Source organism: Bacillus sp. AP50 (assembly GCF_040492675.1).
In the GTDB taxonomy this organism is placed as follows: Bacteria; Bacillota; Bacilli; order Bacillales; family Bacillaceae_G; genus Bacillus_A; species Bacillus_A cereus.
The window spans coordinates 1-12,299 of the sequence record NZ_JBEUTW010000212.1; the positions used below are offsets into that span (position 1 = coordinate 1).

The following is a 12,299-nucleotide window of genomic DNA, read 5'->3' on the forward strand; positions in this document are numbered from 1 at the left end:
TGTTCTATATTACACCTCTAAGCTCTAATCGTCAATATGTTTTTATAAAAAATATAAAAAGGCTTATTTCTTTTAAAATAAGCCTTTTTATCACATATCATTCTATTCATTTATTATTTTTCTATAATTGGTAACGAAACGATAAATTGAATAATACCATCCCTATATTCCGCTCGAATACTACCACCTTGTAACTCAACAATACTTTTCGCAATCGCTAAACCGAGTCCCGACCCTTCCGTTACTCTACTTCGAGATTGATCCTTCTTATAGAAACGTTCAAACAAATTCGCTAACTCTTCTCTCGTAAACTCTTCACTATGATTCGCAATTACAATTTGTATATCCCTACGCTGCCTTTGAAGAGAAACTTTTATATCCCCATCATCTTTACTATACTTAATCGCATTCATTAGTAAATTATCAAATACACGAACCATCTTTTCCGAATCAATCGATGCATAAGCACGTTCCTCAGGAAACTTCTTAACAAACGTAAGTCCATGTTCTTCCGCCTGCGGTACTAACTCTTCTATTAATTGCTCGAGTAGCTCATTCATACAAACTTCCTGTTTTTCTAATACAACTTGTTCATTTGTTAACTTCGTATACTCAAATAAATCTTCTATTAAATTTTTTAACTGCTCCGACTTTGCAAAAGCAATTCTCGTATACTCATCGTGTTGTTCTTTATTTTCATATTTAGAATCTCGAAGTAATCGTAAGTAGCCCATAATAGAAGTCAGCGGTGTGCGTAAATCGTGAGATACATTCGTAATAAGCTCATTCTTTTGCTTCTCTAATTTACGTTCCTTTTCTATATTATTCATAAGCTCTTCTGCCATATTATTAATATTCTCAGTTAAAGCTGCAATCTCATCTTCACCTTTTTTCTCAATGCGGTACGCTAAGTTGCCTCTTTCTATTTCCTTTACACCTTGTGCCATTGCTTCAATCTGCTTCATCTTTCTCTTTGTTATATAGAAGAAAGAGAAAATGAATACAAGAACACCAATTAAAAACGGGAATGGTCCTTCTACTTTATAATACACTACCTCCCCTTGAGGAATCCCGCTTACAAACATATATAAGTTCTTACCTTCAATTGTAATAGGCGAGAATGTAATAAACTCTTTTCTTGATCTTTCAATATCATTATTATTTGAATAATTGATAGCAAATGAAGTCGCATTACGAATTGTGTTATGCAAATTAATTTGTTCTTCTTGCGCTTGCTTCGTTTTATACAAAACTTTACCATTTTCATCCGTAACTAATATTTTAAAGGCATCATGCCCTTGCTCTAAATTTTCATTTTCTAGCTCTATCATGTTTTGTACAGCATCTAATTTATTTTCAGCAACCATCATTTCCGCTGTGCTTTGAGCTTTACGATTAATTTGCTCCATACCATCTCTATAATTAATCTCAGCATGCTGGCTAGCATCTTCAAAAATAGGTGCTACTATCTTCGTTGATACAAAGAGACCTAATAACGCACAAGCAGTAAACGCCGTAATAAGTTGAATCCGTATACTCCGTTTCACACTCTTTATTATCTTTCCAATTAATTCGCGAAATTTCCTAACATAAGTAAACGGATTAAATATCTTTTTCAATCTTATACCCCACTCCCCATACTGTTTTTATATATCTAGGTTTCCTTGGATTCTCCTCAATCTTTTCACGCACTTTCCGAATGTGCACCATTACAGTATTATCAGACTGGAAAGATCGTTCGTTCCACACCTTTTCATAAATTTGCTCCGCACTAAACACCATACCTGGATTTCTAGCTAGCAATTCTAAAATTGAAAATTCCCTCGGAGTTAGTTTCACTTCTTCTCCCTCTACAACAACTTTATGGGTCGAGATGTTGATTTTCATCTCCCCAATTTCTAACTCGTCCTCATTTTGGACAGCGAAACCATTCATTTTCATATAACGGCGTAACTGAGATTTAATTCGTGCAATTAACTCTAATGGATTAAAGGGCTTCGTTACGTAATCATCTGCCCCTGTTGTTAATCCTAAAATCTTATCCATATCTTGCGTTTTGGCAGAAAGCATAATAATAGGCATTTCTTTCGCTTCCCTTACCTTCATACACATATGAATACCATCCACTTTCGGCATCATAATATCTAATACGACTAGATGTACTTCATTTTCTTCCAATAGACGTAATCCTTCTTCTCCGTCTCCTGCTTGTAATACTTTATATCCTTCATTCTTTAAATAGATTGTAATTAAATTCCGAATTTCTTTTTCATCATCTACGACAAGTATTGTTTCGTGTGCCACAATATCTCCCCCATCACTTTTTTAATCCCTAACTTCTATTATAGGAAAACTTCTGAAGAAAAACGCTCGGAAATCCTTAAGATTTTCTGAAGACGCAAAAAGGTCTAGACTCCCCTTAAGTCTAGACCTTTAAAAAACCCCTTTTATTTACGAACGTAGATGAAATATAGTACGAATAAAACTCCCATAACATACATAATCGGATGAACCTCTTTACGACGACCACTCATAACCATTGTAATTGGATAGAAGATAAATCCAATGGCAATCCCAGTTGCGATACTATACGTAAGTGGCATAGAGATAATTGTAAAGAATGCTGGTACTGCAATCTCGAATTTCTTCCAATCAATTTCCCCTAAGGAAGAAACCATCAAGATTCCTACAATAATTAAAGCCGGTGCCGTTACAGCTGGCGTTACAACACTTAATAATGGCGAGAAGAATAGTGCCAGTAAGAAGAATCCTGCTGTTACAACTGCTGTAAATCCAGAACGTCCTCCCGCTGCTACCCCTGCAGACGATTCAATGTAAGACGTTGTTGTTGATGTACCCAAGATCGCACCAATTACAGTTGCAATCGCATCTGCAAATAACGCTTTTCCTGCACGTGGTAATTTATTGTTCTTCATTAATCCTGCTTGATTTGCAACCGCTACAAGCGTACCTGCTGTATCAAAGAAATCGATAAAGAAGAACGTTATAATAACAATCCCCATTTGAACTGTGAAAATATCTCCGAAGTGCGTTAACGCCACGCCGAACGTTGGTTCTAGACTCGGTATTGCTCCCACCACAGCTTTCGGAGTATCAATTAATCCTGTTGCAACTCCTAAGATCGCTGTAAGAATCATACCGTAGAATACTGCACCATTAACTTTCTTAATCATGAAGATGATCGTAGTAACAACCCCGAAGATTGCTAGTAACGTTGTGCCCTTTGTTAAGTCCCCCAACCCAACAAGAACCGCATCGTTTTTCACGATAATTCCGGCATTTTGGAATCCAAGGAAAGCAATGAATAATCCAATACCTGCTGCTACTGCAAACTTTAACTCCGATGGAATTGCATTAATGATTTTTTCACGAATACCTGAAGCAGTAAGAATAATAAAGATAATACCTGACATTAATGTTCCGGCAATGGCCGTTTGCCACGGAATACCCATCGTTAACACTGCTGTATAAGCAAAGAACGCGTTAATTCCCATACCTGGCGCTAAAGCAATTGGATACTTCGCGAAAATACCCATAATTAACGAACCGATCGCTGCCGCTAATGCCGTAGCAACGAATACTGCACCTGGATCCATCCCTGTACCTGCTGGTAACCCTTTAACATTTCCAAGCGACAGCGTAGCAGGATTGACAAATAGTACGTAAGCCATAGATAGAAATGTCGTTAACCCTGCTATGAACTCAGTCTTATAATTCGTACCGAGCTCATCAAACTGAAAATAGCGTTTCATCCTATGTTTCCCCCGTTATATGATTACTCGCCGTATTTCACCCTAGCCCTCTTTTATCCCGAGAAATAAAAAAGGCTCCCATTGCATATATACATGGAAGCGTTCTATAAACAAAGACAAGTTTCCCCTCATCTTTATACAAACGCCTCGTAGTCAAGCCATTTACGGTAGCTAGGTAGAAACTTTCGGGCCATATCCCCGATATTATACGACGGCTATAATATTCACTTTTCGTTTGAATTACATAATCATATTAACTCGACGAAGTAGTTTTGTCAATTTAAAAACGAACATTTCCATAAACTTTTATAGTTTCGTTCGTATTAATGCCAAAATAAAAAAGATCCATCTATGCATAAGCAATAGATGGACCTTTTTATAAATACTATTCCCACTCAATAGTTGCTGGTGGCTTACTCGTTACATCATACACGATACGGTTAACGTGTTTTACTTCGTTTACGATACGTACAGAGATTTTCTCTAATACGTCCCAAGGGATACGTGCCCAGTCAGCTGTCATACCGTCGATAGATGTTACTGCACGGATACCTACTGTGTAATCGTAAGTACGCTCGTCACCCATAACACCTACGCTACGCATACCAGGAAGTGCAGTGAAGTATTGCCAGATTTCACGGTCTAAGCCCGCTTTAATAATTTCTTCACGTAAAATCGCATCAGATTCACGAACGATTTCTAATTTCTCTTCTGTAATTTCACCTAATACACGAATACCAAGACCCGGTCCTGGGAATGGTTGACGCCATACGATTTCATCAGGAATTCCTAGTTCAGATCCTAATACACGTACTTCGTCTTTAAATAACGTGTTTAAAGGCTCAATTAATTTGAACTGCATGTCTTCTGGAAGTCCACCAACGTTGTGGTGAGATTTAATTGTTTGTGCAGTTGCTGTACCACTTTCAACGATGTCTGTGTAAAGTGTACCTTGTGCTAAAAAGTCCATACCTTGTAATTTAGACGCTTCATCATCAAATACGTAAATGAATTCGTTACCGATGATTTTACGTTTTTGTTCTGGATCTTCTACACCTTTTAACTTGTTCATGAAGCGTTCTTTTGCATCCACTTTAATAACGTTCATGTGGAAGCCTTCGCTAAATGTTTTCATAACGCCTTCTGCTTCGCCTTTACGCAGTAAGCCGTGGTCAACGAAAATACAAGTTAATTGATCGCCGATTGCTTTATGAATTAATACTGCTACAACAGAAGAGTCTACACCGCCACTAAGTGCGCATAGTACTTTTTTGTCTCCAACAGTTTCACGAATTTTTTCTAATTCTACTTCGATAAAGTTCTCCATGTTCCATCCTTCAGAACAACCACATACGCCGAATACGAAGTTTTTAATTAAATCGTTACCGTGCTCAGAGTGACGTACTTCTGGGTGGAATTGTACACCGTATAAGTTTTTCGCTTCATTGCTCATACCAGCAATTGGGCAAGACTCACTTGTTGCGTCTACTACGAATCCTTCAGGTAAACCAGTTACTAAGTCACCATGGCTCATCCATACAACTTGCTCTTCTGGAATGTTCGCATATAATTTTGATTCGTTCTCTACTTTAAGAACAGCCTTTCCGTACTCACGGTGATTTGCACGCTCTACTTTACCACCGAAGTGTTGCGTCATAAGCTGCATACCGTAACAAATACCGAAGATTGGTAAACCTAGTTCAAAGATTTTTTCATCACAATGTAATGCACCTTCACCGTATACGCTATTTGGTCCACCAGAGAAAATAATCCCTTTTGGATTCATTGCTTTAATTTCTTCTGCAGTAATTGTATGTGGATGAAGTTCACTGTATACACCGAACTCACGAATTCGACGTGCTATTAACTGATTGTATTGACTTCCAAAATCTAAAACGATAATTGTATCGTGTTGTTTCTTCAAAATAATCACCCCAACGTTAGTTCTCGTATATAAATATTTTCACCAATTTGGCGAAAAGCATTACCAATATAATAAAAAAAGCCAGTCCTCCGCCTCTAGTCTCATAACAAAGAAAAGGCAGGGGTCTGGCTTTATAAAGAAAGATAGTCTCCGCTCTTTATAAATATAAGACACACTGCCTTCATAGTCAGGTTGTTTGCGGTAACCCGGTAGAGACTCTCAAACCATATCATTGAGGATATATGAAGGATCGTTTTATATTATCTTCCTAGATTCTAACAATGAAATATCAATATGGTCAAGAGAGAAAGCGACAAAATTCTACAGAAATTCATTTCCTTTTCTAAAAAACATAAAAAAACATCCATTTCTATATAGAAATGGATGTTTTTTAGGGCAAACGGAATTACATCATTCCGCCCATACCGCCCATGCCCATGCCGCCCATGTCAGGCATTGCTGGTGCATTTGGTTCTGGCTTGTCAGCAACTACAGCTTCAGTTGTTAAGAACATAGCTGCAACAGATGCTGCGTTTTGAAGTGCAGAACGAGTTACTTTAGCTGGATCTACGATACCAGACTCAAGCATGTTAACCCATTCGCCAGTAGCTGCGTTGAAACCAACGCCTACTTTTTCGCCTTTTAGACGCTCTACAACTACAGATCCTTCTAGACCAGCGTTGATTGCGATTTGACGAACTGGCTCTTCTAGTGCGCGAAGTACGATGTTGATACCTGTTGCTTCGTCGCCTTCAGCTACGATAGAAGCTACTTTTGTGTATACGTTCATAAGTGAAGTACCACCACCTGCAACGATACCTTCTTCTACTGCTGCACGAGTTGAGTTAAGTGCATCTTCAATACGAAGTTTGCGTTCTTTCAACTCAGTTTCAGTTGCTGCACCTACTTTAATTACCGCTACGCCACCTGCAAGTTTTGCAAGACGCTCTTGTAATTTTTCACGATCGAATTCAGAAGTTGTTTCTTCTAATTGCGCACGGATTTGACCGATGCGAGCTTCGATTTGTTCTGTGCTTCCTACACCTTCAACTACAGTTGTGTTTTCTTTTGTAACAACAACTTTACCAGCGCGTCCTAAAGATTCAACTGTAGCAGATTTTAAGTCACGACCTAATTCTTCAGTGATTACTTCGCCACCTGTTAAGATCGCGATATCTTCTAGCATTGCTTTACGACGGTCACCAAATCCAGGAGCTTTAACAGCTACTACATTGAATGTACCACGAAGTTTGTTCACTACTAATGTAGCTAACGCTTCGCCTTCTACATCTTCAGCAATGATAAGAAGTGGTTTACCTTGTTGTACCACTTGCTCTAATACTGGTAAGATTTCTTGAATGTTAGAAATCTTTTTGTCAGTGATTAAGATGTATGGGTTATCAAGAACTGCTTCCATTTTGTCAGAATCAGTAATCATGTAAGGAGATGCATATCCACGATCAAATTGCATACCTTCTACTACGTCTAATTCTGTTGTGAAGCCTTTAGATTCTTCTAAAGTAATAACGCCGTCGTTACCAACGCGCTCCATTGCTTCAGCGATTAATTGACCTACTTCTTCGTCAGCAGCAGAAATAGCAGCTACTTGTGCGATAGAAGATTTACCTTCGATTGGTTTAGAAATCGTTTTTAATTCTTCAATTGCAGCAGTAACAGCTTTTTCGATACCTTTACGAAGACCCATTGGGTTCGCACCAGCTGTTACGTTTTTAAGACCTTCACGAATCATAGCTTGCGCTAATACAGTTGCAGTTGTTGTTCCGTCACCAGCTACGTCATTTGTTTTGCTAGCAACTTCTGCTACTAGTTTCGCACCCATGTTTTCGAATGCATCTTCTAATTCGATTTCTTTTGCGATTGTTACACCGTCATTTGTAATAAGTGGTGAACCGAATTTTTTCTCAAGAACAACGTTACGACCTTTTGGTCCAAGCGTTACTTTTACTGCATTTGCAAGAGTGTCGACACCGCGAAGCATCGAACGACGTGCTTCTTCACTAAATTTAATATCTTTTGCCATAATAATTGACCCCCTTGGATTTTTTAAGATTTATATAATTAACCGATAACTGCTAAAATGTCACTTTCACGTAAAATCAAGTAGTCTGTACCTTCATATTTCACTTCAGTACCTGCATATTTTGAGAAGATGATAAGATCACCTGCTGCTACCTCTAAAGCAACACGCTCACCATTCTCAAGCACTCGACCAGTACCTACTGCAACAACTTTACCCTCTTGTGGTTTTTCTTTTGCAGTATCTGGTAATACGATACCACTTGCTGTTTTTTCTTCTGCTTGAACAAGCTCAATTACAACGCGATCACCTAATGGCTTTAGCATGAACAATAACCTCCTCATTTTGTTATGTAAATTTCTTTTATTAGCACTCAAGTCATCCGAGTGCTAACACACTTATAATAATAAATAATCTCAATTTCTTTTGCAAGTAAAAAAATCATAATTTTTTCGCAAATCACTATATAAACTTTCTATATAGAATACTGCCTTTACTATATGAATCGTTGTTTCCACTGCTCGTATGTTACAATATGAAAGGACACCCTAAGTTGTTTTCGCTACACACACAACTTTCTCCTGTCTTCTATTATAATTTCAAATAAGGATTTACGAAAAAAACATAATTCAAGTGAGGTTTATATCGTAGGTAGCATATTTACATGTTATCCTAACTTATCTCATACACTATAGTTAGAAAGGATGGTTAAACCATTTGAAGAAACAATACTGGTGGATTATCGTTACATACATTTTAATGCAGTTATCTGGCGTTGTTGGATTGCCACTTCTCCTAAAAACAGGACTCTATGATAATAGAGGATTTACCATTGAGGAAAAAGGACAAATCATAACGGGACACTGGGCAATTATTAGCTTCTTTGTTGCATTATGTATCGTACTTTGGTTACTTAGAACAGATATTCGTGACAGGCATTTAGATCCAAAGCGCTCTTCTGCTCCAGCTACTATTGGATGGATTTTCATCGGGTTCTTCTTAGCTTTCTTTTCACAAATAGTTGCCGGTATGATCGAGATGCAGCTGCTAGGAATTAAACAAGGTTCAGAAAATACAATGAAACTGATGGAGATTGCAAGAACGACCCCTTGGTTCCTTATTGTTGTATCTATAATTGGACCTATCTTAGAAGAAATCGTATTTAGAAAAATTTTATTTGGTGCACTTTATAAGAAGTTTAACTTCTTTATCGCAGCTATCATTAGTTCGCTTGTATTCGCAGCAATTCATTTTGATTTTACTCATTTATTGGTATACACTGCTATGGGGCTCGTATTCGCCTTCTTATATGTGAAGACGAAACGGATTATCGTTCCGATTGCAGCTCATGTTGCGATGAATACATTAGTCGCTATTGGGCAAATTTTTATGAGCAATGAACAAATTCAAGAAATGATTAAAGAAGCTGAAAAAATGCAAGGCTTTATCGGAGGATTTTTTGTATGAGAAACTCACCATTGTTCATGGCTGCACTATACTTCCTTCTTGGATGTATCTTTACACGCTTCGCCATTACGAACGTGACAGATACAATCTGGAATATGTGGACAATACTATTTGCAGTTATGGCAACAATTGATTTTAATTTGGCACTTCGCCTTATATTAATTAAATTCACAAAGAAGAAACAATAATAAAACGCAGAGGTCGCTTCCTCTGCGTTTTATTGTGGATAGTTTTTCAAAAAGTAAACTAATGTTTGTAACTCTACAGCTAAGTCAATATGATGAATTCTAATATTCTCTGATACGTTTAATCGCGCTGGTGTGAAATTCAAAATACCATGCACGCTCGTTTCAGCTAATCTATCTGCTACAGCTTGTGCTACTGTAGCCGGTACTGTTAATATTGCCACTTGTATATCATTTGATAATCTCTCTTCTAATTCATCTAAATGATATACAGGAATGCCCCCGATTTCTGTTCCAACTTTCTCTTCACTAACATCAAATGCCATTTCAATTTTTGTATTATTGTTTTTCGTGAAATTATAATGTAAGAAAGCGGTCCCTAAATTACCTACTCCAATAAGTGCTACACGTGTTATATCATCTTGATCAAGTGTTTCGCGGAAAAATGATAATAAATAATTTACGTTATATCCATATCCCTTTTTCCCTAACGCTCCAAAATACGAAAAATCTCTTCGTATTGTTGCGGAATCTACTTTTACTGCCTCACTCAATTCGGCCGATGAAACACGCTGCTTACCAGAAAGAGATAAGTTTTGGATAAATCGATAGTATAGAGGCAATCTTTTAGCAGTGGCTTGTGGAATCTTTTGCTGATCCATATGACCTCTCCTCTCTTCCTATCTTTATTCATATACTTTAATCAAATACAGAAGTTTAGCACTCATTAAATTCCTTGTATAATAAAGAGAAGAAGTATTCTCTCTTTATTTTAAACTATACACTATTTTTAGTATGATTGAGAAATATAAACATGGCAAAGTTAAGAAATTATTTGAGGTGAAAACATTGATTTTATTACAAGTAAACGCGCTTTCGAAATTATACGGTGCAGAAACGATTCTTGCAAACATAAAATTGGAAGTACAAACAAAAGATCGTATCGCATTAGTTGGAAGGAATGGAGCAGGCAAATCTACATTATTAAAAATTATCGCTGGTGAATTATCTCATGATGGTGGCGAAATTATAAAACCGAAAGATGTCTCAATCGGATATTTAGCTCAAAATACTGGACTAGAAACGTCTTTAACAATTTGGGATGAAATGCTAACCGTCTTTACCCACTTACAGCAAATGGAGACAAAACTTCGAAGGCTTGAGCAAGAAATGGGAAAAGAAGAAAACTTTTCAAACGAAGCTACATATGAAAGATTGTTAGCTGATTATGACCAATTGCAACTCAATTATAAAGATCAAGGTGGATATCAATATGAAGCGGATATTCGCTCCATTTTAAGCGGCCTTGGCTTCCCAGTTGAAACGCACCAGACGACAATCTCTACTTTAAGCGGCGGGCAAAAAACAAGATTAGCTCTCGGGAAATTATTATTAACAAAACCAGACTTACTTATTTTGGATGAGCCTACAAACCATTTAGACATCGAAACATTAACGTGGCTTGAGCAATATTTACAAGGTTATCCTGGCGCAATATTAATCGTTTCACATGACCGTTATTTCTTAGACAAACTCGTTACACAAGTATATGAAATTTCGAATAAAGAAAGCAGACGATTTGTTGGTAACTACAGTAAATATTTAGACTTAAAATCAGCATTATATGAGCAAGAAATGAAACGTTACGAAAAACAACAAGATGAAATCGCAAAACTTGAGGACTTCGTTCAAAAGAATATAGCTCGCGCTTCTACAACGAAACGTGCTCAAAGTCGTCGTAAACAACTAGACAGAATGGAATTATTAACGAGACCATTAGGGGATTCTAAGTCAGCATCATTCCACTTCGATATTGAAAAGCAAAGTGGAAATGATGTTTTACAAGTAAATGATGCAACCATCGGCTATGATGAGAACCCTATAATTGAACATGTAACTATGCGCTTAACTCGCGGAGATAGTGTTGCTTTAGTTGGTCCAAACGGAATTGGGAAATCCACATTGTTAAAGTCTATTGTGAATAAGTTACCACTATTAAATGGTGATGTTTCTTTCGGATCAAATGTATCTGTTGGTTATTATGATCAAGAACAAGCAAACTTAACATCTTCTAAACGGGTTTTAAATGAACTATGGGATGAATATCCACTGCAACCTGAAAAAGAAATCCGTACTATACTCGGGAATTTTTTATTCACAGGAGATGATGTACTGAAACCAGTATCTTCCCTTAGTGGTGGACAAAAAGCTCGATTAGCTCTTGCAAAACTTATGATGCAAAAATCAAATTTATTAATTCTAGATGAACCTACGAACCACCTTGATTTAAACAGTAAAGAAATTTTGGAGAATGCTTTAATTGATTATCCAGGGACTCTTCTATTCGTCTCACATGACCGCTACTTTATTAACCGTGTAACAACGACTGTGGTTGAGTTATCAACAGAAGGTGCACAGGAATATTTAGGGGATTACGATTACTACGTTGAAAAGAAAAATGAAATGATTGAACGTGCAGAACTTGAACAGCAAGAAAGTGACATTCCTGTTCAAAAGGTGGTTGCACAAGAGAAATTAAATTATTTAGAAGAAAAAGAGCGTAAAAAACTAGAGCGTCAACGCACTAGAAAAATTGAAGAGCTAGAACAAAGTATATTAGAATTAGAAGAAGAAATTGCTACGTTAGAAGATCAACTTTGCTTACCAGAAATATATGCAGATTATGAAAAAGCTAGTGAAATTACAACTAAAAAGCAAACGCTACAAGAACAACTTGAAACTTGTATGGCAGAATGGGAAGAGTTGCATGTATAAGCATATTTAAATAAGGAAGATGTCTCATAAGTCAGGATTTTTGACTATGCGACATCTTTTTTTCTTTTAATACAGAAACAATTTTTTGAGTATATCAATCGTAACTTAGAATATACCAACGATTTTTCAAATATATC

The 12,299-nt window shown here is 36.9% G+C and carries 10 protein-coding genes and 2 riboswitches; of the genes, 3 read left to right on the forward strand and 7 right to left on the reverse strand.

What is annotated here, in order from left to right:
* Window positions 1-113 precede the first annotated feature (113 nt).
* From ABWK52_RS16800 to groES, 6 genes are all read right to left on the reverse strand, one after another.
* Window positions 114-1,619 carry a sensor histidine kinase gene (locus ABWK52_RS16800; protein ID WP_087947620.1) on the reverse strand — a complete coding sequence of 502 codons (1,506 nt, stop codon included), beginning with the start codon at window positions 1,617-1,619 and terminating at the stop codon, window positions 114-116.
* Window positions 1,603-2,304 carry a response regulator transcription factor gene (locus tag ABWK52_RS16805; protein WP_000929887.1) on the reverse strand — a complete coding sequence of 234 codons (702 nt, stop codon included), beginning with the start codon at window positions 2,302-2,304 and terminating at the stop codon, window positions 1,603-1,605. The genes ABWK52_RS16800 and ABWK52_RS16805 overlap by 17 nt, the downstream gene beginning before the upstream one ends.
* A gap of 143 nt (window positions 2,305-2,447) precedes the next feature.
* Window positions 2,448-3,773: an NCS2 family permease gene (locus tag ABWK52_RS16810; RefSeq protein ID WP_000833095.1), complete on the reverse strand. Its 1,326-nt coding sequence runs from the start codon at window positions 3,771-3,773 to the stop codon at window positions 2,448-2,450.
* A 130-nt stretch (window positions 3,774-3,903) separates the two neighbouring features.
* Window positions 3,904-4,005, reverse strand: a riboswitch (purine riboswitch).
* Between the two features lie 153 nt (window positions 4,006-4,158).
* Entirely contained in the window at window positions 4,159-5,697 is a 1,539-nt protein-coding gene (guaA, locus tag ABWK52_RS16815; protein WP_000743902.1) for a glutamine-hydrolyzing GMP synthase, read from the reverse strand.
* A 164-nt stretch (window positions 5,698-5,861) separates the two neighbouring features.
* A riboswitch (purine riboswitch) is annotated at window positions 5,862-5,963 on the reverse strand.
* 140 nt (window positions 5,964-6,103) lie between these two features.
* The gene (groL, locus tag ABWK52_RS16820; protein ID WP_001029993.1) at window positions 6,104-7,738 is read right to left on the reverse strand and encodes a chaperonin GroEL; all 1,635 of its coding nucleotides are present in this window, start codon (window positions 7,736-7,738) and stop codon (window positions 6,104-6,106) included.
* Window positions 7,739-7,776: 38 nt separating this feature from the next.
* Entirely contained in the window at window positions 7,777-8,061 is a 285-nt protein-coding gene (gene groES / locus ABWK52_RS16825; protein WP_000917311.1) for a co-chaperone GroES, read from the reverse strand.
* Window positions 8,062-8,452: 391 nt separating this feature from the next.
* On the opposite strand from groES, the gene ABWK52_RS16830 reads away from it, so the two are divergent.
* Window positions 8,453-9,202, forward strand: coding sequence for a CPBP family intramembrane glutamic endopeptidase (locus ABWK52_RS16830; protein ID WP_000745326.1), 750 nt, complete (start codon window positions 8,453-8,455; stop codon window positions 9,200-9,202).
* The gene (locus ABWK52_RS16835; RefSeq protein ID WP_001246200.1) at window positions 9,199-9,390 is read left to right on the forward strand and encodes a YdiK family protein; all 192 of its coding nucleotides are present in this window, start codon (window positions 9,199-9,201) and stop codon (window positions 9,388-9,390) included. The genes ABWK52_RS16830 and ABWK52_RS16835 overlap by 4 nt, the downstream gene beginning before the upstream one ends.
* A gap of 29 nt (window positions 9,391-9,419) precedes the next feature.
* Here the strand turns inward: ABWK52_RS16835 and ABWK52_RS16840 are convergent, their stop codons facing one another.
* Complete coding sequence (locus ABWK52_RS16840; RefSeq protein ID WP_000372699.1) at window positions 9,420-10,049, reverse strand: redox-sensing transcriptional repressor Rex; 630 nt, start codon at window positions 10,047-10,049, stop codon at window positions 9,420-9,422.
* A 187-nt stretch (window positions 10,050-10,236) separates the two neighbouring features.
* Between ABWK52_RS16840 and ABWK52_RS16845 the strand changes: the two genes are divergently transcribed.
* Window positions 10,237-12,162 (forward strand): ABC-F family ATP-binding cassette domain-containing protein, encoded by a 1,926-nt coding sequence (locus tag ABWK52_RS16845; protein ID WP_000602145.1) that lies wholly within the window; start codon window positions 10,237-10,239, stop codon window positions 12,160-12,162.
* The last annotated feature ends 137 nt before the right edge of the window (window positions 12,163-12,299 follow it).

Bases quoted from the DNA above. Each gene is read 5' to 3' on its own strand.
- ABWK52_RS16810 (WP_000833095.1), bottom strand. From the start codon at position 3,773: ATGAAACGCTATTTTCAGTTTGATGAGCTCGGTACGAATTATAAGACT.
- groL (WP_001029993.1), bottom strand. From the start codon at position 7,738: ATGGCAAAAGATATTAAATTTAGTGAAGAAGCACGTCGTTCGATGCTT.
- groES (WP_000917311.1), bottom strand. From the start codon at position 8,061: ATGCTAAAGCCATTAGGTGATCGCGTTGTAATTGAGCTTGTTCAAGCA.
- ABWK52_RS16835 (WP_001246200.1), top strand. From the start codon at position 9,199: ATGAGAAACTCACCATTGTTCATGGCTGCACTATACTTCCTTCTTGGA.
- ABWK52_RS16840 (WP_000372699.1), bottom strand. From the start codon at position 10,049: ATGGATCAGCAAAAGATTCCACAAGCCACTGCTAAAAGATTGCCTCTA.